The sequence below is a fragment of the Marinomonas pollencensis genome (assembly GCF_003387375.1).
In the GTDB taxonomy this organism is placed as follows: Bacteria; Pseudomonadota; Gammaproteobacteria; order Pseudomonadales; family Marinomonadaceae; genus Marinomonas; species Marinomonas pollencensis.
On the sequence record NZ_QUNG01000007.1, the window covers coordinates 116729 to 141091 of the forward strand.

The following is a 24363-nucleotide window of genomic DNA, read 5'->3' on the forward strand; positions in this document are numbered from 1 at the left end:
TATGACAGCAAATATTACCATTCTTATTGCCGATGAAATGACGGCAGACCGTTTGCGTTTGAAAACCATTTTTGAACAGCTTGGTCATACCGTTATTGAGGCGAAGAGTGGCCCAGAAGCGATTAAACTATTTGATCCTAAAGCAATTCAATTGGTGTGTTTAGGGTTAGCAGAGGCGTCTCAGAATAGCCGTTCAGTTGCTCTTCAGCTTCAGAGATTAGCCCCTGATATGTATATCCCTATTGTTTTTCTTACTCGCGAGTTGGACTCTGATGCATTATCGCAGTGTTTAGAAATTAAGGGAGCGGACTATATTTCTAAGCCATACAATAGTGCGTTAATTAGTGCAAAATTAGCCGTAATTACGCGTGTTTTGATGATGCAAAAAACACTCGCCGAGCAAAATGAAGCCCTCTCGAAATATAATGAAATGCTGCTCTATGGACAAGACGTGGCCAAAGTAGTGTATGAAAATATTACCTATTCAAATTGCTTAAACGATCCAGCGCTAAAGACTTTTCATCATAGTAGCCATACTTTCAATGGGGATGTGATACTGGCGGCATATAAGCCAAATGGCGGTATGCATTTGCTATTAGGTGATTTCACAGGGCAAGGGTTATCGGCAGCAATTGGTGCATTACCCTTGGCTGATATCTTTTTTGATTGGACTAAAAAAGGTTTCTTGATGAGGCAGATATTGCCGGAAATCAATGCTCGTCTAAAGCGGATTTTACCAGATGATATGTTTTGCAGTGCGGCTTTTATTGACATAAAGGCGAACGATAAAAGCATAGATGTTTGGAATGGTGGTTTACCTGATTTATTGTTGTTTACCCCGCAAAAAAAACAAGCCAGAAAATTAATATCAAAGAACTTACCGTTAGGGGTCTTGTCTCCTAGAGAGTTTGAGTTTGCCATTGATTCGCTCTCTTTTCAGAATGGCGATGTGTTGCTGGCCTACTCTGATGGATTGTATGAAGCGAAAACTCGACAGGGGGAAGGCTTTCTTGAGCCAAAATTGGCCGCTTTATATCACTCAGAGAACGGTTTCACAGGCGGTTTAGATTGCTTGGTGGCAGGCATGAAGCAAGAGGGGGTGTTGGAGCGCTCGCTAGATGATATCTCTTGTCTAGAGGTGTCTCTTAATTCTCACATCGGTGTCCATTCGGCGGATTCTCATGAGCCTTCCGGCACGCGTGGGGCGCCAGCAAACTTTTCGTTCGAATATAGATTAAACGCAGAATCACTGCGTTCAGTGGATCCACTGCCATACATTCTGCAAATAATCACAACCGTGCCCGGCTTAAGCCAATATGCGAGTCATGTTTTCATGATTTTATCTGAGCTCTATTCAAATGCGTTAGAGCATGGAGTTTTGCAGTTAACGTCAGCCAAAAAAGAGACGTTAGAAGGATTTTCTTCTTATTATGAAGAAAGAGAAGCTGCGCTGTTAGCATTGCAAGAAGGGTTTGTGAATATTCAAGTCAGTGTTGTGTCAAACTCAACTTCAGGCCAGTTAGTATTACGTGTGACGGACAGTGGCTCAGGTTTTGATTTTGAAAGTGTGGAATGCGATCTTAGTCGTAACGATGTGCCATACAATAGAGGTTTGGCGCTGTTGAAACAGTTGTGTGAAAAACTGGAGTTCGCTGATGGCGGGCGCTCTGTGAGTGCCTATTTTGGCTGGCAACAAGAATAATAAGTTAGGTTGGCCTTTGTCTTGCATATTGCTTTCCATTGTCGGAGGAAATTATGCAAACAGTTATGAATTCGGTGTTGTCACCTTCTCAGTCGCCATCTAAGTCTACTAAGGGTGTTGCGTCTCAAGAGTCTGAGTCTCGTCATCACCTTTTTGCAGAAAACCTTCAAAAAGCAAAGCAGGGCTTGGCGTCAGATAACAAAGCGGCGGCTAGCGACCGTTCATCAGAAAACCTTCAAAAAGCAAAGCAGGGCTTGGCGTCAGATAACAAAGCGGCGGCTAGCGACCGTTCATCAGAAAATGTTCAAACCTCAGGAAACAAGTCCCCGATAGGTGTAGATAAAGCCTCCACTGGTTTGCTTGAAAAGGCAGCGACAAGTGTGGCTGACGCGAAATCTAATCAGCAAGCGACAGATGACAAAACGTCACAGGAAAGTGTAAGGAGAGGCTCGGAAGTGACTCTTCCTGAAGCTCGCAGTGGCGATCATATTTCTTCTACTGCGAACCTCGAAGTGCACACCGATAGCGAAGGCAATAGCTCACAGAGTATGCTGCCTGACAGCGGCAATACTTTGCACCATGTGGGGCAAAATACGCCAAAAAGCGCGACTATAGAAAAAAGTAATACGGCTGCGTTAGATGATTTATCGGCGGCTACAAAGCTTACTCAAGAGAACGGCGCCCCCACACTGTCGCAAACATCGGCGGCAGCGGTAATAACACCTGCAGAGTCGACAAAAACGGCAAATCGCTCGACAGTACCTTCTGCTGTAAGCACTAATCAGCTTGGTATCCAATCAAATACACAACAGCCAGCCGTTAACTCGGATGTGCTACCCCTAACCAGTGACGCGAATAAAGAGTCGCTCACTGTAGCGCCATCGACTACCCGTGAAGTAAAGGGGCCTATTAATGGTGTGTTGACGAGTGTGAGTGGTGATGCTCAGCAGTCAGCAATAGGGGAAGGCGAGTCAGTTGAATTAGTTAATTCGGTGAACGCTACCGGGGCAGAGAATGCGCTGCAACTTGCGCCTGCGACAGGCGTATCTGCTTTAGCCTCCGACGTTGACGGGGGACATAGCTCCCTGGTGAATAATGGCGAAAACTTAGCGCAACCTACTCAACAAACGCTGCCGTTAGGGGACGAAATAAAGCCGCAAGATGGCACCTTGAAGGAGAATAAAATTCCTCCAGAGGTAAGAGCATTGCTAGCTTCTGAGGGCGGTGTGAAAGGTGTAGATGCGGGATTAGCAAGCCTTGGCTTAGCGGCGAAGGTAAGCGCTGAAAGTCGCCATAAAACGGCAGCGAACAATGCGGGGGAGTCCTTGTCCATGGCGGGAGGCACGACGACGTTAACCTCTACAGAGCCAGCGGATACAGGTGAATTATCTTGGGTGCTTTCGCAAATGGGGGGTGGGCCCTCAGCAGAGCAAGCGAGCCCACTGAAAGACCAATCTGTTGTGGCTTCCACTGGGACCACCAAGATTGCAGAACAAGTAGCACTCGCTAATGAAGCAAAAAGTGCACAATCTCTTGTTGCTGCTCCTGTAACACTCGCTGGGTTGGCGGCTAGTAAAACGGATCAGTCGAGTACAACGGATGGTCTTGATAGTGCTGTTGGAGCGGATACTCTATTGTCTAATGAGCCCCTTGAACTACGTAAAAAAGAGCAGGATGCCTTGCTTGGCAAAATGGCCAGCCAGTTCGATGGTGTAGCGAAAGAGGCGGATACTGGAGGGTTGAACAGTTCGATCTCTTCAGCGGCTAATATAACAAGTCGAACAGCGCCAGCCGCTCCGCACTTGCAAACCATGAATACAGCGCAAAATCTGGCGATGTCAGTTCCGCCAAACCACCCAGGCTGGGCTGGTGAAATGAGCCAAAAAGTGGCATTTGTTGCTCAATCTGGAGGGCATACTGCACACATCAAATTGGACCCGCCAGAGCTTGGCAGTTTAACGGTTAAAGTCTCAGTCGACAGTGACAATAATAATGCACAAGTGAGTTTTGTTGCTGCCACGCCACAGGCGAGGGACTTATTAGAAAGCCAAATAGGCAGGCTACGGGACATGTTAGCTCAGCAAGGTATGGATCTTGGTAATGTGGATGTTGGCGTCTCTCAACAAGATGCCAGCGGTGGACAATATCAGGATTCTGGAGAAGCGGCAGGTAGGTCTCACCTTGGCGGCTTTTTAGCCGACGAAGAGGTGGATGATGAGCTGCCAGCACAAAATATTTCTTATATATCCCCGTCCGGAGTTGATTACTATGCTTAAATTAAAGGAAAGGCATGGTGCTATTTTTTATTCTTTGTAGAATAGGGCGTTATTAGCGCAAAGTATAATGCTGCGCTTTCTTTTATCGAGTAATCAATAACAAAGGTTTTATCATGGCTGAAGAAGATGGTTTAGATGTTGGGGCAGAAGTTGAAAAAAAAGGCGGTAAGAAAAAGCTCATTATCATCTTAGCTATTGTCTTAGTTCTGTTAGGTGGCGGTGGTGCCGCGGCGTATTTCTTTTTGTTTAGTGGTTCAGATGACGCCGCAGCGCAAGAGGTATCCGGGAGTGATGCAGAAGACGCAGCAGCACTTGCTGGACCGTCGATTTACCTTGAGTTAGATGCTCCCTTTGTTGTGGATTTTATGGTCAATTCAAAGCAGCGTTATTTGCAGTTAGACATGACCATTAAATCTAAAGATCAGGCGCAAATTGATGCTGTTAAAGTGCATATGCCCTTGATTAGAAACAGTTTAGTATTATTGCTATCCAGTCAGTCGTTTGATGCTTTGCAAACCATGGATGGCAAAGCGGCGCTTAAACAGGCCGCCTTGGATTCCATTAATGGTATTTTGCAGCAAGAAACAGGCAAAGGTGGCATTGATGGTGTGTTATTTACTAACTTTGTGATGCAGTAGCGATTATGTCAGCGCAAGACTTATTATCTCAGGATGAAATCGATGCTCTATTACATGGAGCAGACGAGAAGCCAGAAGAGGAAGAGGTAAGAGACGCCAATGGTGTCGCCTCTTACGACATTACGAGCCAAGAGCGTATTGTTCGTGGGCGCATGCCTACCTTGGAGATGATTAACGAACGCTTTGCTCGTTATACTCGAATTAGCTTATTCAATCTATTAAGACGCACTGCCGATGTCTCCTCAGGGGGACTTCAAATCATGAAGTTTGGTGAGTACGTTCATACCTTGTATGTGCCTACCAGTTTGAACCTAGTGAAATTTCGCCCCTTAAGAAGTACCGCGCTGTTTATTTTAGACGCCAAATTAGTGTTTAAGTTGGTGGATAATTTTTTTGGTGGTGATGGCCGCCATGCGAAAATCGAAGGTCGAGAATTTACCCCGACTGAAATTCGTATTGTCCAACTGATGTTAGAACAGGTATTTGTCGATTTAACAGAAGCTTGGGCGCCAGTCTTAAAGCTTGAGTTGGAATACATAAGCTCGGAAGTAAACCCAGCCATGGCGAATATTGTTAGCCCTAGTGAAGTGGTGGTGGTGTCTACTTTTCATATTGAATTGGATGGCGGCGGAGGCGAGCTGCATATTACCCTACCCTATTCTATGATTGAGCCGGTTCGAGAGTTGCTCGATGCTGGGGTGCAAAGTGATGTGGATGAGAAGGATGATCGTTGGGGAAGGTCGCTTGAGCAGGATGTTAAAGATATTGATGTTAACCTGAAGGTGAGCGTAGCGAATCGTAAAATATCATTAGGTGAGGTGTTGAAGTTTAAAGCAGGTGATATCATCCCTATAGAAATGCCGGAGTTTGTTACGGTGCGGGCAAATAGTGTCCCGACCTTCAAAGGAAAGCTGGGCGTTAGTAATGAGCGCTATTCTGTACAAATGGTTGAAGACTTTAAAATTAACAAGGTAACAAAATAACATGGCAGAAGAACAAAACCCTGATGCAGCAGGAATGGATGACGATTTAGCCGATGAATGGGCTGCAGCCATGTCTGAAGCTGGTGATGCTGGTGGTGAAGAAAACCTGGATGATGAATGGGCGGCTGCGATGTCTGAACAAGACGTGAAGCCGGTCAAACTAGAAGAGTTAGCGACGCCTTCAAGTAGTGGCACTGACGTCGGCTCTGATCTTGATCTCATTATGGACATCCCAGTGACTTTATCGATGGAGCTTGGCAATACTGAAATTGCGATACGCAATCTTATGCAGCTCACACAAGGTTCAGTGGTAGAGTTGGATCGTTTTGCTGGTGAGCCACTTGATGTATTGGTAAATGGCACCCTGATTGCCCATGGGGAAGTGGTGGTGGTTAATGATAAATATGGTATCCGCCTAACCGATGTTGTTAGTCCTAATGAGCGTATTAGACGATTGAAGTAAGCCTAGTGAAATTCAGTATAAAGATCAGAACAATACTTATAACAGCCATGCTTAGCATGGCTGTTTCCTATGTGCAGGCTGCAGTTCCTGAACCTATATCCACCACTTATTCTATTTGGAAAGTCGTATTGTCACTGGCTTTTATTGTGGTTTTTATTCCTGCATGTTTATGGCTGGTAAAAAAAATGCAAGTGACGCAAATGCGTTTTGGTCAGTCTGATATCAAAGTGGTGAGCAGTCAGTCTTTAGGAACGAAAGAAAAAATTGTCTTGGTTGAGGTAGAAGGGGAAAAAATTCTTCTTGGCGTGACGTCTCAGTCTATCCATCATTTAAAAAGCTTTTCATCAAACAGTAAGGCGTTTGCTCAGGCAATGAGTGAAGCGGAAACAGAGACGGATAAAGTGGCAGCGACGAGCCATAGGCATGATGCTGATAAAGGAGCTGCTTCATGATGCGGCTAGTGTTATTGGTGCTGGCGTTGTTGCCAACTATGTCGTGGGCAGAAACTGGATTGCCTGCGGTTACCGTAGTCACGAATGCGGACGGCAGTCAGGATTATTCTGTGTCTTTGCAGATCCTATTTATCATGACTGCGCTGACGTTATTGCCAGCGGCATTAATGATGATGACAGCCTTCACTCGTATTATTGTGGTGCTGGCTATTTTGCGTCAAGCCATTGGCTTGCAGCAGACGCCTTCCAATCAGATTATGGTCGGTATGGCTCTTTTCCTGACGCTGTTTATTATGACGCCAACGTTAGACAAGGTGAATGAAGTTGCATTACAGCCTTATTTGAATGAGCAGATGACGTCTATTCAAGCGGTTGAGGCAGCAGCCACTCCAATGCGAGACTTTATGCTCGCCCAAACTCGAGAAGATGATATCGCCTTATTTGTGAAATTAGCGGGAAAGGAAGGGCAAATACAATCTCTAGAGACTTTACCGTTTACCATTCTAATGCCTGCGTTTGTCACCAGTGAGCTTAAAACCGCGTTTCAGATAGGTTTTATGATTTTCATCCCATTTCTGATTGTCGACATGGTGGTAGCGAGTGTGTTGATGGCAATGGGTATGATGATGTTGTCTCCTGTCATTATTTCCTTACCGTTTAAAATTATGCTTTTTGTCATGGTGGATGGTTGGTCTATGATTATGGGAACTTTAGCCGCCAGTTTTGGGATGTAGCGATGGATCCTCAAGTTGTTTTAGATCTTTATGGCCAAGGCTTCTATTTGATTGTTGTGATTGTAGCAGCCGTGATGGCGCCGAGTTTGTTGGTCGGGTTATTGGTGAGTATCTTCCAGGCGGCAACTCAGATCAACGAACAAACCTTGTCTTTTTTGCCGCGTTTAATTGTCACTATCTTGGTGATTATGCAGCTGGGACCTTGGATTCTGACCAAATTGATGGATTTCACCACCTCTTTGTTTATTAATATTCCTATGATAATTGGCTGATGCTTGAGCTTAATCCTGATCAGCTGCTGAATCTAACGATCAGCTTCTTATTGCCTTTTTTCCGTATTGGCGCCTTTTTCATGGCGTTACCCCTTTTCGGTAGCCGGTTGGTAAATGCCAAAGTAAGGGTCGCCTTTTCCTTTTTGGTGGCGATTATAGTCACTCCGGTGATTCAGGTGCCTGCCTATGACCCTATTTCTCCCGCTTTTATCGTGTTGATTGCTGAGCAGCTAGTGATAGGGTTTGCTTTAGGGTTTGTGATTACCATCTTGTTTCAGGTGTTTTCGTTAGCGGGGCAGTTGGCTGCGATGAAAGCGGGTCTGGGTTTTGCAATGTCGAATGACCCCGCTAATGGGGTTTCTGTGGCGAGTATGGGGCAGTATTATGTATCTATGGTGTCTTTAGCCTTTCTTGGCACGGATGGGCACCTTGTTATGATTGAGTATCTGGCGGAGAGCTTTACTTATTGGCCTATTGGTGGGGGCTTTGATAGCCAGCACTATTGGCAGCTTGTATTGCTTGGTGGGTGGATGTTTGAAAAAGCATTGTTGGTTGTTATGCCGTTAGCGATTGCTGTTCTGGTTATGAACTTTGCCTTTGGTGTGGTAGCGAAGGCGTCTCCTCAGTTGAATATTTTTGCTTTAGGCTTTCCCATCATAATGCTGTTTTCTTTGTTCTTTTTCTGGATAATGCTGAAAGACTTTTTGGATATTTATCGCTTGTTCTTCTATGAAATAACAAGTTGGATGAAAGACGTGTGGGGGATTCGTTTGCATGGCTGAGAACGAAGATGGCAGTGAAAAGACGGAAAATGCCAGTAGTAAGAAATTAGAAGATGCCCGAAAAAAAGGCAACCTCCCTCGTTCAAAAGACCTAAGCGCTGCTTTGCTGTTGATCGTCGCGGCGATGACTATTTATGGCACTGGCGCCTTGTTGGCCAAGGATCTTGAGGCAATTTTTAGCTTCAATTTTGTGATGGAAAGAGAAGATGTTTTCCATTATGGAAGAATGATATTTCATCTTTATAGCTCCATTGTTTCTGTGATGGACTCGATGTTTGTGATGATGGCGATCTTAGCCGCAGCTGGCATTATAGGGAGTATTGCTCTGGGCGGGCTTAATTTTGCTTGGGAGCCTGTATTGCCTAAGTTAAGTAAGTTAAACCCCATTACCGGGCTCAAGCGCATGTTCTCGGTACAATCGCTGGTGGAGTTGCTGAAGTCGATTGCCAAAGTGACATTGGTCGGTGGTGTTGCTGCGATAGTTATTAATCACTTTCTTGAAGAGGCATTGGGGCTGACGTTCCAGTCTATGCCGCTGGCGATTTCCCATGGGGTAAGCATGGTGATTTGGTCGTTTGTGTTTATTGCTTTGGCCTTGGTGTTTATTGCTGCGATTGATGTGCCGTTCCAAGTTTGGTCCCATAAGCAAAAACTTAAAATGACCAAGCAAGAAGTGAAAGATGAGTTTAAGCAACAAGAAGGTGATCCTCAAGTCAGAGGACGAATTCGTCAGTTGCAGCGCCAAGCGGCGATGAATCGAATGATGTCGGATGTGCCTCAGGCGGATGTCATCATTACTAACCCAACTCATTTCTCTGTCGCACTAAAGTACGATCAAGATAGTGGTAAAGCACCTGTGATGCTGGCGAAAGGCAGTGATTTCATTGCCTTGAAAATACGAGAAGTAGGCAATCACTATGATATCCCTGTGATACAATCACCGACTTTGACTCGAGCTGTTTTTCATCATACTGAGATAGGTGAAGAGATACCTCAAGGGCTGTTTAAGGCGGTTGCTCAGTTATTGGCTTATGTTTATCAGTTGCGTAATGCAAGGCACGGAGCGCCTCGCCCTGAAGTGATGCCGAGTTTAGAAGTGCCAGATGAATTTCAATGGGATGGCAAATAGCCATTTCAAATGCGTGTTTAATTTTAGTGGGATGTATGTGTGATTTTTGACCGTCAAAAAGTGACAGGGCAGTTTAAAGGCGCGGTCGCTGGGAACTTAGGGATCCCGATTTTACTGCTATCTCTTTTGGCAATGATGATTTTGCCAGTGCCCGCTTTTTTGTTGGACGTGCTGTTTACCTTTAATATTGCGTTAGCCATCGTGGTTTTATTGGTGGCTATCTATTCTTTACGGCCTCTCGATTTTGCCGTTTTTCCTACCGTATTGCTGGTTTCAACCCTGATGAGATTGGCGTTGAATGTGGCTTCTACCCGCGTGGTTTTACTCAACGGTCATGAAGGGCCAGATGCTGCCGGTAAAGTTATCCAAGCATTTGGTGAAGTGGTTATCGGTGGCAACTATGTTGTCGGTTTTGTGGTGTTTGCGATCTTAATGATTATCAACTTTGCAGTGGTAACCAAAGGGGCAGGGCGAATTTCTGAGGTGAGTGCGCGTTTTACCTTGGATGCTATGCCTGGTAAGCAAATGGCCATTGATGCAGATTTAAACGCAGGAATGATCGATGCCGACCAAGCCAAAATACGCCGTTCTGAAATTGCCTCTGAAGCTGAATTTTATGGTTCTATGGACGGTGCGTCTAAATTCGTTAAAGGGGATGCGGTTGCTGGTCTGTTGATATTGGGGATCAATATTATTGGCGGCTTGGCAATTGGTATGGCACAACATGACCTGTCATTTGTAGAAGCGATTCAGCGTTATTCCTTATTGACTATTGGTGATGGTTTGGTCGCGCAGCTGCCTTCTTTAATGCTTTCGACCGCCGCCGCTATTATGGTGACGAGAGTCAATGAATCGGGCGATATGGGAACACAAGTGTTCGCCCAAATGTTCGGTTCAGCAAAAGCGTTGTATGTGGCGGCAGCGGTGTTAACCATAATAGGTATTGTGCCAGGAATGCCGCACTTTTCATTTATATCTTTGGCTGTTGCGCTGGGCGGATTTGCTTATTTTCTTGAATACCGTAAAAAACAAAAAGCAGAAAAAGGGCTTAAAGGGCCAAGTAAAGCCAGTTCTGCTGATGCACCTCCTACATCAGAAACGAAAGATTTAAGTTGGGAGGATGTCGCGCCTGTCGATATGCTTGGTCTGGAAGTGGGTTATCGTCTGATTCCTTTGGTTGATAAATCACAAGGGGGAGAATTATTGGCGCGGATCAAAGGGGTGCGTCGTAAACTATCTCAAGACCTGGGTTTTCTTGTGCCTAGCGTCCATATTCGCGATAACTTAGATCTTATGCCTAACGCTTACCGGGTCACTTTAATGGGAGTGAGTTTGGCTGAGGCTGAAGTACACCCAGATAAAGACTTGGCGATTGATCCAGGCCAAGTCTTTGGTTCGATCGATGGTATTGCGGGAAAAGACCCTTCTTTTGGCTTAGATGCCGTGTGGATTGATCCGAAAAAGCGTGATCAGGCGCAGACCTATGGTTATACGGTGGTTGATGTCAGCACTGTGGTGGCGACTCACCTTAACCAGATTATGCACAAGCATGCTTATGAGTTGATTGGCCACGATGAAGTTCAGCAGTTACTGAGCTTGCTAAAACAATATAACCCTAAGTTAGCAGAAGAATTGGTTCCGAATACTATTCCGCTGAGTGTGCTGTTGAAAGTGTTGCAGAATTTGCTAATAGAAGGGGTGCCGTTGCGCGATATGAGGACCATTGCCGAGGCCATTATGGGGGTTCAGCCTAAGAGCCAGGATCCTATGGTATTAACGGCAGCAGTACGAACCGCCTTGTCTCGTATGATTATTCAAACACTTGCTGATGGTGTAGAAGAGATCCCTGTGCTGACATTAGATCCCCAGCTAGAAAAAATGCTAATGCAAACAGTTCAGCAGAGTCAGCAGTCTGGAATTAAGAACGAAGAAGCCTTGATATTAGAGCCAAAGATGGCAGAACAATTGCAAAGCTCGTTAAAAGAATCAGCCGAACAGCAAGAGGCAATGGGCAATACACCTATTTTGATCGTGTCGGCACCAATACGCCCGATGTTGGCGCGTTTCATGCGTTATGGGATGGTCAATATGTCTGTCTTGTCGTACCAAGAAGTACCTGATCATAAAAGAATCACTGTCGTTGGTGTGATAGGTCAATAGACTGTATCAAATGTGATGATTTACTATCTATATTTATCAAAACCTTTCGGGTAAGCTATGGATTTGTAAGAAAAATAAACTAGAAGGATTGTAGTATTCATGCAAATTAGGCGGTTTCGAGCACCCGACATGCGCCAAGCAATACGGAAAGTCCGTGATGCTGTGGGCCCTGACGCGGTCATTTTGTCGAATCAGCGCCTAGCAACAGGAGAAATTGAGATTGTTGCAGCATTGGATTATGACGGCTCTTTGCCTTCTAGTATGGCAGAAAAAAAGGCTCCTAAGCCTTCAGCTGCCGCTCCTGTTCAGCGTCCTGAGCCACATCAAGATCCAAGTGCTGATTATCTTGAGCGTATTGAACGGGCGAAGCAGCATTCTTCTGCGCCGCCGTTTTCACCTCAGCCTGGGTCTTTTGACTTGCCGCCATTGCAGGAAGATAAAGAAGACCCAGCGGTTGAAGAAGCATTATCTGTAAAGAATGCAGACAGCGCTCGTCAGATTCAGGAAATGGAGCTTGAACTGCAGCGTGTGCGAGAAATGCTAGAGCAACAAACGGCAGCGAACTCAAAAACGAATCCGATTGAGGCTCAGGCCAGAGAAAAGTTAAAACGCTTGGGTTTGTCTGAGACAGTAGTGTCGCGACTATTAGATGATATCGATTTAAAAGGGCGCGAAGATGACTGGAACCGCTTGTTAGCGCATTTAGCTGATTATATTCCCATTCGATCAAGTAATACTGAGTTACATGGTTGCATTGCTTTTATGGGACCAACGGGTGTAGGAAAAACGACGTCGATTGGTAAGATTGCAGCGCAACATGTACTAAAACATGGCCCTGGTAGTGTGGTTTTAGTGACCACGGATACCTATCGTATTGCCGCTCACGAGCAGCTTCGTACATTTGGTCGTATACTCAATGTGCCTGTTGAAGTCGTGAATGAGTATTCCGACCTCAATGAAGTCTTGGCAAAATACTCAGAGTATTCATTGGTACTGGTTGATACCGCGGGGATGAATCCGCGCGACTCTAATTTAGAGCGCCAATTATTGATGATGAAGCGCGCACGCGTTGGACTGAAAAAACTACTTGTACTACCTTGTACCAGTCAACGCCAAGTACTAAAAACCGTGATAGATGTCTATTCTCAAGTACAATTAGATGGTTGTGTGTTGAGTAAACTTGATGAGTCTGCCTCATTAGGTGAAGCCATTAGCGTCGTGGTAGAGGAAGGTTTGCCGGTTGTGTTCATTGCGGACGGTCAACGCATCCCCGACGATATTGAGCCAGCAAGGGCGCATAATTTAATTAGCCGAGCTGTCTATACGGCGGAACATTATGGCCAGCTCTACGGTGCACTAAAATACGGCAGTTAGAAATAGGGCACGGAATAAGATAAGTGCCATTCATAAGTATGTAGTACAGTTATTATGTGCATTAGATTCAAATAGTTAAAGGTTGCTTACGCTATAATTTATGCAAACCAAAAACGGATATAACACATACGCTAAAAAAGCGACCTTGTCAGTTGATGCTATTGTTGACCAATACGGCTACCTGGTGAAAAAAATTGCCTATCATTTATTGGCTCGCTTGCCTAATAGTGTGGATGTAAATGATTTAACGCAAGCGGGTATGATGGGGTTGATTGAAGCCTATAAACGGTTTGAATCAAACAAGGGCGCGAGTTTTGAGACTTATGCGGGTATTCGTATCCGTGGCTCTATTATGGATGAAATCCGTAAGGCTGATTGGGCACCTCGCTCAGTTAGGCGTAACGGTCGAGCGGCATCAGCGGCTATTCATGAGCTGGAAGCTAAAGTCGGTCGTGATGTGACCGATATGGAAGTGGCTGCCCATATGGGAATTAGCATTGATGAGTACCATGAGATTATTCATGCCTCCATGACTACTCAGCTATTCAGCTACGAAGAAATTATAGAAAATGAAAACGGTGTTTTGGATAGTGTGTCAGGGGATAACAACAGCACGCCCTATGCCATGACGGAAGAAAGCGGTTTTCAGGGGCAATTGGCAAAAGAAATAGATCAGCTGCCGGAAAGAGAGAAACTTGTGTTATCTCTTTATTATAATGAAGAGTTAAATTTAAAAGAAATTGGCGCAGTATTGGGTGTCAGTGAATCTAGGGTCAGTCAAATACACAGCCAAGCTGCTATGCGGCTTAAGGCTCGGTTGAGCGATTGGCAGGACTGAATTATGAGTATTAAAAGACTAACGTTAGAGTGTGGAGGATGCATTGGATAAAAACATGAAGATCCTGATTGTTGATGATTTCTCGACAATGAGACGTATCATCAAAAACTTACTGCGGGATTTGGGGTTTACCAATACAGTTGAAGCGGACGATGGAACAACAGCGTTACCGATTCTACAAGGCGGTACAATCGACTTTCTTGTAACCGATTGGAATATGCCTGGGATGACAGGAATCGAGTTGCTTCGTGCAGTTCGAGCCGATGAAAAACTAAAAAGTATTCCAGTGTTAATGGTAACAGCTGAAGCTAAGCGTGATCAGATTATTGCTGCGGCGCAAGCCGGAGTAAACGGTTATGTTGTTAAGCCATTTACTGCGGTTGCTCTCAAGGAAAAAATTGAGAAAATATTCGAACGAATCGATGCAGCTAAATAAGGACGGTTAATGTCAAAGAAATCTGGGTCTGCGCTAGGAGAGTTTGAAAACTTAGTTAAAGATGGTGCTGTAGATTTACTAAATCACTTAGAAACGGGTGATTTTAGTGGCGCCATTAAGATCATTCAAGAATTGAGTGATGCTCGACATAATAGCTTTTATAAGGAGGTTGGTACGCTAACCCGTAGCCTTCATGATGCTATTCGAGACTTTCAAATAGATTCAATGGATTTAGTCGTTAATGATGAAGACAGTGATTCTGGAACCAAAATCACTGACGCTTCTGATCGCCTAAATTATGTCATCGAGCTAACGAGTTCTGCTGCGAATAAAACCATGGATATGGTCGACAGCAGCATGCCTGTTGCTAGTGAGCTGCAGGCTCAAGCTAAAGAATTGCGAAAAGATTGGGGGCGCTTAATTCAACGAGATTTAACGCCACAAGAGTTTCGTGATCTATATAAGCGTATTGATGCATTCTTACAATACGCTGATAACAGCGCCACCGCTTTACACTCCAACCTCAACACCATTCTCTTAGAGCAAGGCTATCAAGACCTAACCGGTCAAGTTATTGCGCGGGTGAATGATTTAATTCGAGATGTAGAAGAACGCCTTGTTCATCTTGTTGCTGTTGCAGGACGCGTTGATAGTATCTCTGGGATCAAATACGAAGAGAAAGAGTCAGAACACGATGACACTCGTGGGCATGGCCCGGCTATTAATAAACAAAACAACCCTGAAGTACTAAATAGTCAAGACGAAGTAGACGACTTGCTATCAAGTCTTGGTTTCTAAAAGGAGCTGAGGATGAGTTTCGAGGTCGATGAAGAAATTCTGCAGGATTTTTTGGTAGAAGCTGGTGAATTACTTGAACAGCTTTCCGAACAATTAGTAGATCTAGAGCAAAACCCAGATGATAAGCAGCTTCTTAATGCTATTTTTCGCGGTTTTCACACGGTTAAAGGTGGTGCTGGTTTTCTCCAGTTAACCGCTCTAGTGGATTGCTGTCATTACGCTGAAAGTGTGTTTGATATCTTGCGTAACGGTCAGCGTACAATCGATTCAGAGTTAATGGATGTTGTGTTACAAGCTCTCGATGCAGTAAACGAGATGTTTGAAACGGTGCGTTCAGGTGGTGAACCAGAACCTGCTGCTGCGGATTTAATCAATGCATTAAAGGCGTACTCTATACCGCCAAGTGACGATGACATTGACGCTGTGGATACGAATGTTAGTGAAGTCCCTGAGGAAGCGGTGGTGGTGCCAAGTCATGCTGCAGACGAGGATGAGGCTGCGGAACATGAGGATATTTCGGATGATGAGTTTGAATCTTTACTTGATGCGCTAGGTAGCAACACGGATGCAGAAACAGTTGCAGAACCGTCTGCCGACTCTGATGAAATTACCGAAGACGAATTTGATGCCTTACTCGATCAACTTCATGGTTCAAGTGCGCCAGGTATTGCGGCAGAAACGCCGGCTACAGAGGCGCCTGTAGATGAAGCATCAGGCTCTGATGAGATCACTGAAGATGAGTTTGAAAAGCTGCTTGATCAACTGCATGGCGGTAAAGCGCCTGGACAAGCTGAAGGTGCTGAAGATAGCGTTTCTGCTGAGCCAGAAAAAGCCAACCTTGAGCAGCCAAATGAATCTCCAAGTGAGCCTGAAGGGGATTTAATCACAGAGGATGAATTTGAGTCTTTGTTAGATTCTTTGCATGGTAAAGGTCAGGCTCCTAAAGCGAAAGTCGACACCAGTAAACCGGAAGCGGCTGAGAAAAAAACGGAAAAAGTGACGGCTCCCAAAGCGCCGCCAGAGCAAAAGCAAAACCCTAAACCAAGTGCGGATAAAAAACGTGCTGAGCCGACGAAAGAGAAAGCGGCCAATGCGCCGGTAACTCAAGAGGCGACAGTGCGTGTTGATACTAAGCGCCTTGATGACATCATGAATATGGTGGGGGAACTGGTTTTAGTTCGTAACCGTTTAGTGCGTTTAGGCTTGCAAAGCGAAGACGAATCCATGGGTAAAGCCGTTGCTAACTTAGATGTAGTAACGGGCGATCTGCAAAATGCGGTTATGAAAACGCGTATGCAGCCGATCAAAAAAGTATTTGGTAAGTTCCCTAGGGTGGTTCGAGACCTTGCCAGAAACTTGAAAAAAGAAGTAAATCTTGAGCTTCGCGGTGAAGATACGGATTTGGATAAAAACCTAGTGGAAGCGCTTGCTGACCCACTAGTGCATTTGGTTCGAAACTCTGTTGATCATGGCGTTGAAATGCCGGATGTGCGTGAGGCAAATGGTAAGCCAAGAGTCGGTCATGTTGTGCTTTCTGCCGAGCAAGAAGGGGATCATATACTCTTGTCCATCGACGATGATGGCGCAGGAATGGACCCTGATGTGCTGCGTAGGAAAGCGGTCGAGAAAGGCCTGATGGATATGGATGCAGCGGAGCGTTTGTCGGATGATGAAGCGTTTAACTTGATCTTTGCACCTGGTTTCTCGACAAAAACAGAAATTACTGATGTATCAGGCCGTGGTGTAGGAATGGACGTTGTTAAAACGAAAATTTCTCAGCTAAACGGAACCTTGCATATTCAGTCTGTATTAGGCCAAGGCTCGCGTTTTATTATTAAAGTGCCTTTGACTTTGGCGATTATGCCAACCTTGATGGTGACCTTATCTGATCAGGCGTTTGCTTTCCCATTAGTGAGTGTTAATGAGATTTTCCATTTAGACTTACAGAAAACCAATGTGGTTGATGGTCAGAAAGTCGTCGTGATACGAGGCAAGACATTGCCTATATTCCACCTAAAAAGCTGGCTGATCAAAGGCGAAAGTGATCAAACTGAGCCGAAAGAAGCCCATGTAGTTGTGGTGCAAGTGGGCACCAGTGAAGTGGGGTTTGTGGTCGATCAGCTAGTCGGTCAAGAAGAAGTGGTTATCAAGCCATTAGGCAAAATGCTACAGGGAACAGTAGGCATGGCTGGGGCAACCATTACGGGTGATGGTCGTATCGCATTAATTCTCGATGTGCCGAGCATGATCAAGAGCTATGCATCAAGGTAGATAAGATATTTATTTAGGGGTAGCGTTATATGCCGGTTAAGGTTCTGGTCGTAGATGACTCAGGTTTTTTTAGACGTCGTCTTGTAGAGATTTTTGAGGCCGACCCTAGGCTGACGGTTGTGGGCACAGCAAACAATGGTCGCGAAGCGGTAGATAAAGTGCAGTCTTTATCGCCAGATGTTGTCACTATGGATTATGAAATGCCGATTTTAGATGGCATTTCAGCAGTGACGAATATCATGAAGTTAAAACCCACGCCGGTTTTGATGTTTTCGTCACTGACCCACGAAGGGGCGAAAGTGACATTAGATGCATTAGAAGCTGGTGCGGTAGATTTCATGCCGAAAAACTTCGAGGATATTTCTCGGGATTCAGCTGTGGTAAAGCGTACTTTAGTGGAGCGAGTGCTTGCGGTTGCACGCACTCGACTTACTGGAAGTCGTGCACCTCTGCAAAGTTTGGCGCCCAAAGTTGCACCCAAGCCGATTGTGACGGAGCGTGGCGTTATTATTCCACGCTCAAGAAAGCGGGTTAGTTTAGTGGCGATAGGTACCTCAACAGGGGGGCCTATGGCATTGCAAATGGTACTCAGTAAGTTGCCTAAAGGGTTTAATGCGCCCTTGGTCATAGTGCAGCATATGCCTGCGGCTTTTACCGGGGCGTTTGCCGAGCGATTGAATAACATTTGCCAAATCACAGTGAAAGAGGCGCAAGACGGTGATCGCCTATTGCCCGGTGTCGCTTTGTTAGCCCCAGGTGGCAAGCAAATGATGGTAGACCCTCGCAACGGTGGTTGCGTGCGTATACTAGAAGGAGATGAGCGTCTTAATTACAAGCCATCAGTGGATGTGACATTTGGTTCTGCCTCAAAATGTTATCCAGGCAAAGTGCTTTCTGTGATTATGACTGGAATGGGGGTGGATGGCCGTGAAGGAGCTCGAATGTTGAAAAACTCAGGTTCAACTGTGTGGGTTCAAAGTGAAGCCTCTTGTGTTATTTATGGCATGCCAATGGCGGTTGAAAAAGCCAACCTCGCCGATGATGTAATCGATCTTAATCATATTGGTGAACGCATTGCTCGTGAGGTTTCTTAGTGGATTTTGTTACCTTAGCAGGGTTGTTGCTCGCTTTTAGTTCGGTCTTTTTAGCGAACTGGCTTGGCGGAGGAGAAATCATTCTCCTCCTTAACTTGCCGTCGGCTATTATTGTTATCGTCGGAAGTGTTGGCGCCACCTTAATGCAAAGTAGCATACAGGATGCTTTACGAGCCTTTTATTTGGCGAAATGGAGTTTATTTCCACCCACTTATGATTTTTCTTTTGCTCGAACCTTTCTTATCGATTTAGCGCAAAAAGCCCGCCGAACTTCCCTGTTTTCATTAGAGTCTGATATTGCTAACTTTTCTAATCCATTTGCTGCGCGTGCTTTGCAAATGGCGATAGACGGCACAGATCCAGAGTTATTAGCGGATCGTTTGCACGATGAAGCCAACCGTATTCATGATAAACGTATGGCCAGTGTGCGTTTTTTAGAATCTATAGGTGGTTACGCTCCAACCCTAGGGATTATGGGTTCTGTGCTTGGCTTAATACAGGCTATGGCTAACCTAGACAGCCCTTCAGCCTTGGGTCATGGTATTGCCGTGGCGTTTGTATCAACCTTGTATGGCCAAGGTTTTGCAAACCTGGTGATGTTTCCGATCGCTAAAAAATTGTCTTCTTATGTTGATCAAGAGTTGCTTTACCACCAATTAATTATTGATGGCGTGCATGGCATTGCAACGGGCAAACATCCACAACGTTTAGACATAGAGTTAAACAGTTATGAGTGATGACGGCGCTCATTCCTCTCGTCGTCGCCGCGTGCGTAAAAAGCAAGCGGGGGATAGTGCGCAAGGAAAAGACCGCTGGATTCTGTCGTACGCAGATTTTATCACGCTGTTGTTTGCCTTTTTTGTGGCTTTATATTCGATTTCTTTAAAAACTCAAGGTAATGATCGGCGCTTGACCGAAACCTTGACGGGTGTGTTTGATGCTGTCCAAAAATCGGTAAAACCAATTAATGTCGGACAACCTATTATTGGTGAGCCAAAAGACCAGGATGCAGTAGACGCACAAACGATACCTTCAAATCCACCTAATATGGAAACGAAAACCCCCGATCCTATTCCTGAGAGCGGACTTCCACAGCCTACTATATATGATGTATTGGATCGTGTGATAAGCAGTGAGTTTCAATCACTGCAGCGCTCAGGTCAAATCTCCATTACCGACTCACCTCAATGGGTGAACTTAGAGTTAAAGTCGGCGTTGTTATTTGGTGAGGGTGAATACCAACTGACCAACGAGGCGGTCGCGTTATTAATCGTGATCAGTAATATTTTAAAAAGCTATCCAGCTCCGATTCTGGTTGATGGCAATACCGATGACCTAGCAGTTACTTCAGCGCGCCTCATCTCAAATTGGCATTTATCGAGTTTAAGGGCTTCCTCCGTCGTTGAAGAACTGGTTTATCGAGGGGTAGACCCGAAACTCATTGCGCCGATCGGCTTTTCCAGTGAGCACCCCAAGGTGCGCAACACTAATGCTGACGCGCGCCAGCAAAATCGACGAGTGGTGCTTAGAATTAGTAAAACGCAAGCGGCAAATCTATATGATTACTTGTTTAAGTAGTCATTTACTGTATATGATTGCAATGAAATGGTAAGCAAAATAACAGCATAGGATCTCAGGGGACTCAGAGTGCACATTTGGGCAGTGGCAAATCAAAAAGGAGGAGTGGGAAAAACAACGACGGTGGTTTCCTTAGCTGGTTTATTGGCAGATGCTGGAAATAGAGTATTAATGATTGATTTGGACCCACATGGTTCACTTACCAGTTATTTTCGCTTTGATCCAGACTCCATAGAACACAGTGCCTACGACCTTTTTCAGGTGAATGGAAAAATACCGGAGAGCCTACCAGGTCAGCTTATATTAGAAACTGGCCACCCCAATTTATCCTTGTTACCAGCATCGACAGCTCTAGCAACACTTGAGCGTCATGCACAAGCACAGGGTGGTATGGGGCTTGTTGTGTCGAAGACCTTGGCTATTTTATGGGATGACTATGATTATGTTTTAATTGATAGTCCACCGGTGCTAGGGGTATTGATGATTAATGCGCTGGCGGCTTGTCAGAAGCTGGTGATACCGGTACAAACCGAGTTCTTAGCGATTAAAGGTTTGGAGCGGATGGTGCGCACTTTAACAATGATCAATCGTGCACGTAAGCGACCAGTGCCTTATATAATAGTACCGACTTTGTTTGATCGAAGAACTCAAGCGTCGAATAAGAGCCTACGCAGTTTAAAAGACAGCTATGATGAATTAGTCTGGCACTCTGTTATTCCAGTGGACACCAAATTGAGAGACGCAAGCACGGCTGGTGTGGCACCATCGGCATTAGATGCTAATGCTCGAGGTGTTAAAGCATACGAGAGTCTAATGAGCTCTTTACTGAATCCAGCGGATTAGATCAGGGTTATGAAAGAGACTAAAACGAAAGACAGCAACATGGTTAGACCGCAAATCGCGGTACAGAGATATTTGGATGATTTGCTGCAAGAAGCAACCGTTGAAGAATCCTTGCCTGACACAAATGATCAGTCAGATGAGAAATCACCACCACTCGATGATGAAGAGGCGGTAGATGAGGATGCTTTAGGGGAGGTGGGAAGTAAGCTTGATGCGTCCTTTGCGGATTTTGATGCAGCCATAGCGAACCTATCCGACCAAGGCTTGCTTGAAGACGAGCAAAGCGGCGACTCTGTTAAAGAGCCAGAGCCAGAGCCAGAGCCAGAGCCAGAGCCAGAGCCAGAGCCAGAGCCAGAGCCAGAGCCAGAGCCAGAGCCAGAGCCAGAGCCAGAACCAGAGCGTCGACATCGAGTGGCTAAAACAGAGCCATTACCTTGGGCAACGGGACGTTTTGAGTGTTTGTTGTTTTATGTTGGTGGCCTAAAAATGGCCGTCCCTTTAATCGAGTTAGGGGGGATTTTTCAGAGCAGTGATGAAAAATTAACGTCTATTTTCGGCCAGCCTGATTGGTTTATGGGGATTGCGAATGTGGGTGAATTTAATCTACGCTGTGTAGATACCGCCCGCTGGGTGATGCCGAACCATTATAAAGGCGAACTTAAAGAACATTTTAAATTTGTTATTCAGCTGGATCGATCTGATTGGTCGTTAGGTTGTGAACAGGTTGCAGAAGCCATTTCGTTACAGCCATCACAAGTGAAATGGCGTAGCGATAGAAGTAAGAGGCCTTGGTTGGCTGGCACAGTGATTGACCACATGTGCGCGATATTGGATGTGCAGGGATTTATAGAGTTGTTGGATGACCCAGAGAACGGTTTCAAACATCATCTTAAATAACCCTGTATAAGTCGTTTGATGATCTTGAGGAATGAGTGTGACAACAGCAGGCAGAGCACTAAAAGAGTCTAAACAAGCCGAAGACCCAATGCTTCAGTGGGTAACCTTTCGTTTGGAAAACGAGACCTACGGCATCAATGTAATGCAAGTTAAAGAGGTATTGCGTTATACCGAGATTGCTCCGGTTCCAGGTGCGCCGAGTTTTGTACTCGGGATAATCCACCTGCGAGGAACTGTCGTCACCGTGATGGACACGTGCCAGCGCTTCGGTTTGCCATCTGGTGAGATTACCGATACGACTCGTATTATGATTTTAGAGGTGGACGGCCATATTATTGGGATTTTAGTGGATGCTGTATCCGAAGTGGTTTACCTACGCCAATCGGAAATAGAAGTCACCCCGAATGTCGGCAACGACGACGCCTCAAAATTTATTCAAGGTGTATGCCATAAAAATGATACCCTGCTTATCTTAGTGGACCTGGATAAACTTCTCTCTGAAGATGAATGGTCTGAAATAGGCACAATGTAAGGTCGAAGGCAGCAGTATACAATGGAATCTCAATGGTTATTTAACCTTCTACTCATTCTGCAGTTTGTGATGCTGATCGCATTGGCTGTATGGGCTATGCGCTTATCAAAACGCATAAAACAGATGAAAGCTCAGCATCAGGATGAAAGTGTGAACCAAAAAAAGCAGGTGCAAGTGTTGGCGTCTGGTTCGATTGGTATGGGACGACGTTTGGTCGCCATTGAGAAGAAATTGAATATGGCAGTAGAGCGTCAATCTGAGCTACTGTCGAAGGAAGGCAGTGTGTCTTATAACCGAGCAATGGAACTGCTAGAAATGGGGGCAACGGTAGATGATCTTGTCTCTAAGTGCGGTTTAATACGTGCTGAAGCAGAATTAATTAGCCTGCTGAAAAAAGAGTCTCGCCATAACTCTGACTATCATTAAATGTTGCGCATAACGGTGAATCATGGCTCTTGGGGCCAGTGATTTTTGATGTTATGAGCAAAAGCAATAATCTCAGCCACGGCTAAATAAAGTGCTTCTGGGATTTCTTCACCAAGTTCGAGTGTGCTCAACATCTCTACTAATTCTGGGCTTTGATGGAGCATAACATCATGCTCTTTAGCGACTTCCATAATGCGCTCAGCTAAGTAGCCAGACCCTTTGGCAGCCACCGTTGGGGCTAATGTGTAATCGTATTTTAGTGCCACGGCCTTTTTCATCAGGTTCTCACATCGATTAATGAAGTATTTGTTGGGCTTTGAGGTTTGTCTTCTTGCAGCTTACTTTGGAATGCTTCCAACCTTTGTACTTCAATGTCCTTATCGATCAATTGCTGTTTTAAAACGCCCATTTGTTGTTTGATCGCCGCGGTGGTGGCGGCGTCTTCAGCGGCAAATATAATACCGACTTTATTTTCTTGAATCCCCGCTCTGGCTTCAAAACGCCCAGTTTCTTCAAAATCAAAGTTAAGCTTTACCAACCAACGCCGTGCGTGGTCTTGGCTGCTATTATCGGCAGCGTCTTGATCTATTTGCAGCTGTACTAAACTCGTTTGCTGATTGTCTTTAATTGGCAGTTCTATGTGCAGAGGGAAATTCTGTGCGACATTTTGGCTTAAGTCAGAAAAATGACGCAATTGGTTACTGGTGACTCTTTCAATGGCGCTTGCTACCTGCTCAGTGGGAAAATTTAAGGATCGTTGGGCTGGGTTATCCTTTGTGGCGTTGTCTAATCGCGTTAGATTCAATTTGAGGTCTGCACTTGGGTCTATGGTATTTTTTAACGAGGACTCGGCAAACTGCCCACTGTTTTGAATGGCATGTTTCATCGCATCCGAAGATTGGGTCAATTTCTCCAGCGCAGGTAAGCCTTGAATCAATTGAGCAAGGGCGCGTTTGCTTTGGGGGGACAAAGAAGCCGGCATGGCGCTGTTAAGTATTTCAAGTCGTTTGATTAATTGGCTCATTTCGCTACTGGACAATTGTTGTGGCAAACTTTGCTTTAACGCTTCAACAGGTAATGTTGAGGGGGACGCTAATTTGTTTGGAATCACTTGAAGTTGGTTCTGATTATCGAGCAGTACTCTAATGGTTTCGCCTTTTTTTAATGGGCTTTGGCTGGAGATCTGGAACTGTTGCTGGCCATCTGAAACCGTCGTTTGATAATGGCCATTGGCACCATGAGATGGGGTTAAAGCTGTGAGTGGAATAATCCGTGATGCGAGCCCCAAATGGGAGGTTACGGGAGGATTGTTAGCAAAGCTAAGGCTGGCTTGATGCTGTGCCGAAACGGATAATTTTGCCGTTTGCTGCCCATCTAATGGCACACTTGGGCCTGTGTTTATTAAGGTAAACGCGTGTTGATTGCTTGTTGCGCTAATTAGTTGTGCAGGTTTGCCTTGGAAGCTAAGGCTTTCGCTGCCTTGTATTTTGATCAAGCTAAGGTCTTTTATTAGCCGTATTTCGCTTTGTAATTGGCTGATCGTACCGGCTTGTGCCGGCACTGTAGTTGGTGCCTTGCTCGTTGTGACTGCTTGATTGCTGCTTTTAATGTCTGAAATCATACAGGCATTCCACTGGTTCGTTATTTTAAAACGTTTCACATATAATGAGTGCGCTCTAGTGTTG

The 24363-nt window shown here is 45.2% G+C and carries 25 protein-coding genes; 23 read left to right on the forward strand and 2 right to left on the reverse strand.

All coding sequences use genetic code 11. From position 1 onward, the window contains the following. Position 1: 1 nt before the first annotated feature. The 23 genes from DFP81_RS11525 to DFP81_RS11635 all read left to right on the forward strand — a co-directional run bounded on the left by DFP81_RS11525 (position 2) and on the right by DFP81_RS11635 (position 22678). Complete coding sequence (locus tag DFP81_RS11525; protein ID WP_115897941.1) at positions 2-1702, forward strand: fused response regulator/phosphatase; 1701 nt, start codon at positions 2-4, stop codon at positions 1700-1702. 53 nt (positions 1703-1755) lie between these two features. After that, the gene (locus DFP81_RS11530) at positions 1756-3978 is read left to right on the forward strand and encodes a flagellar hook-length control protein FliK (protein ID WP_115897942.1); all 2223 of its coding nucleotides are present in this window, start codon (positions 1756-1758) and stop codon (positions 3976-3978) included. A 113-nt stretch (positions 3979-4091) separates the two neighbouring features. Then, positions 4092-4616 (forward strand): flagellar basal body-associated FliL family protein, encoded by a 525-nt coding sequence (locus DFP81_RS11535; protein ID WP_115897943.1) that lies wholly within the window; start codon positions 4092-4094, stop codon positions 4614-4616. Positions 4617-4621: 5 nt separating this feature from the next. After that, positions 4622-5599, forward strand: a complete 978-nt coding sequence (gene fliM, locus DFP81_RS11540; RefSeq protein WP_115897944.1) for a flagellar motor switch protein FliM — start codon at positions 4622-4624, stop codon at positions 5597-5599. Position 5600: 1 nt separating this feature from the next. Beyond that, positions 5601-6062: a flagellar motor switch protein FliN gene (fliN, locus tag DFP81_RS11545; protein ID WP_115897945.1), complete on the forward strand. Its 462-nt coding sequence runs from the start codon at positions 5601-5603 to the stop codon at positions 6060-6062. A gap of 56 nt (positions 6063-6118) precedes the next feature. Next, positions 6119-6514, forward strand: coding sequence for a flagellar biosynthetic protein FliO (fliO, locus tag DFP81_RS11550; RefSeq protein ID WP_245959144.1), 396 nt, complete (start codon positions 6119-6121; stop codon positions 6512-6514). Beyond that, positions 6511-7248, forward strand: a complete 738-nt coding sequence (gene fliP, locus DFP81_RS11555; protein ID WP_115897947.1) for a flagellar type III secretion system pore protein FliP — start codon at positions 6511-6513, stop codon at positions 7246-7248. The genes fliO and fliP overlap by 4 nt, the downstream gene beginning before the upstream one ends. Before the next feature lie 2 nt (positions 7249-7250). After that, the gene (gene fliQ / locus DFP81_RS11560) at positions 7251-7520 is read left to right on the forward strand and encodes a flagellar biosynthesis protein FliQ (protein WP_115897948.1); all 270 of its coding nucleotides are present in this window, start codon (positions 7251-7253) and stop codon (positions 7518-7520) included. Continuing rightward, positions 7520-8302 (forward strand): flagellar biosynthetic protein FliR, encoded by a 783-nt coding sequence (gene fliR / locus DFP81_RS11565; RefSeq protein ID WP_115897949.1) that lies wholly within the window; start codon positions 7520-7522, stop codon positions 8300-8302. Before fliQ ends, fliR begins: the two co-directional genes overlap by 1 nt. Continuing rightward, a complete protein-coding gene (gene flhB / locus DFP81_RS11570; protein ID WP_115897950.1) occupies positions 8295-9431 on the forward strand; it encodes a flagellar biosynthesis protein FlhB in 1137 nt (378 codons plus the stop codon). The genes fliR and flhB overlap by 8 nt, the downstream gene beginning before the upstream one ends. Positions 9432-9470: 39 nt before the next feature. Continuing rightward, on the forward strand, positions 9471-11591 hold the full coding sequence (gene flhA, locus DFP81_RS11575; RefSeq protein ID WP_115897951.1) for a flagellar biosynthesis protein FlhA: 2121 nt from the start codon (positions 9471-9473) through the stop codon (positions 11589-11591). A 99-nt stretch (positions 11592-11690) separates the two neighbouring features. Next, on the forward strand, positions 11691-12965 hold the full coding sequence (gene flhF, locus DFP81_RS11580; protein WP_115897952.1) for a flagellar biosynthesis GTPase FlhF: 1275 nt from the start codon (positions 11691-11693) through the stop codon (positions 12963-12965). A gap of 100 nt (positions 12966-13065) precedes the next feature. Then, positions 13066-13803 (forward strand): RNA polymerase sigma factor FliA, encoded by a 738-nt coding sequence (locus DFP81_RS11585; protein ID WP_115897953.1) that lies wholly within the window; start codon positions 13066-13068, stop codon positions 13801-13803. Positions 13804-13858: 55 nt separating this feature from the next. Then, entirely contained in the window at positions 13859-14239 is a 381-nt protein-coding gene (locus tag DFP81_RS11590) for a chemotaxis response regulator CheY (RefSeq protein ID WP_204355562.1), read from the forward strand. 9 nt (positions 14240-14248) lie between these two features. After that, on the forward strand, positions 14249-15037 hold the full coding sequence (locus tag DFP81_RS11595) for a protein phosphatase CheZ (protein ID WP_115897954.1): 789 nt from the start codon (positions 14249-14251) through the stop codon (positions 15035-15037). A 12-nt stretch (positions 15038-15049) separates the two neighbouring features. After that, the gene (locus DFP81_RS11600) at positions 15050-17308 is read left to right on the forward strand and encodes a chemotaxis protein CheA (RefSeq protein WP_115897955.1); all 2259 of its coding nucleotides are present in this window, start codon (positions 15050-15052) and stop codon (positions 17306-17308) included. A 29-nt stretch (positions 17309-17337) separates the two neighbouring features. Beyond that, complete coding sequence (locus tag DFP81_RS11605; protein WP_115897956.1) at positions 17338-18402, forward strand: protein-glutamate methylesterase/protein-glutamine glutaminase; 1065 nt, start codon at positions 17338-17340, stop codon at positions 18400-18402. Further along, entirely contained in the window at positions 18402-19139 is a 738-nt protein-coding gene (locus DFP81_RS11610) for a flagellar motor protein (RefSeq protein WP_115897957.1), read from the forward strand. Before DFP81_RS11605 ends, DFP81_RS11610 begins: the two co-directional genes overlap by 1 nt. Further along, complete coding sequence (locus DFP81_RS11615; protein WP_115897958.1) at positions 19132-19980, forward strand: flagellar motor protein MotB; 849 nt, start codon at positions 19132-19134, stop codon at positions 19978-19980. Before DFP81_RS11610 ends, DFP81_RS11615 begins: the two co-directional genes overlap by 8 nt. A 69-nt stretch (positions 19981-20049) precedes the next feature. Next, positions 20050-20823, forward strand: a complete 774-nt coding sequence (locus DFP81_RS11620; protein ID WP_115897959.1) for a ParA family protein — start codon at positions 20050-20052, stop codon at positions 20821-20823. A 9-nt stretch (positions 20824-20832) separates the two neighbouring features. Next, complete coding sequence (locus DFP81_RS11625; protein ID WP_115897960.1) at positions 20833-21720, forward strand: chemotaxis protein CheW; 888 nt, start codon at positions 20833-20835, stop codon at positions 21718-21720. Positions 21721-21751: 31 nt separating this feature from the next. Beyond that, entirely contained in the window at positions 21752-22252 is a 501-nt protein-coding gene (locus DFP81_RS11630) for a chemotaxis protein CheW (RefSeq protein WP_115897961.1), read from the forward strand. 21 nt (positions 22253-22273) lie between these two features. Next, positions 22274-22678: a DUF2802 domain-containing protein gene (locus tag DFP81_RS11635; RefSeq protein WP_115897962.1), complete on the forward strand. Its 405-nt coding sequence runs from the start codon at positions 22274-22276 to the stop codon at positions 22676-22678. Between the two features lie 20 nt (positions 22679-22698). Here the strand turns inward: DFP81_RS11635 and DFP81_RS11640 are convergent, their stop codons facing one another. Continuing rightward, the gene (locus DFP81_RS11640) at positions 22699-22956 is read right to left on the reverse strand and encodes an EscU/YscU/HrcU family type III secretion system export apparatus switch protein (protein ID WP_115897963.1); all 258 of its coding nucleotides are present in this window, start codon (positions 22954-22956) and stop codon (positions 22699-22701) included. Further along, positions 22956-24299, reverse strand: a complete 1344-nt coding sequence (locus DFP81_RS11645; protein ID WP_115897964.1) for a flagellar hook-length control protein FliK — start codon at positions 24297-24299, stop codon at positions 22956-22958. The genes DFP81_RS11640 and DFP81_RS11645 overlap by 1 nt, the downstream gene beginning before the upstream one ends. Between the last annotated feature and the right edge of the window lie 64 nt (positions 24300-24363).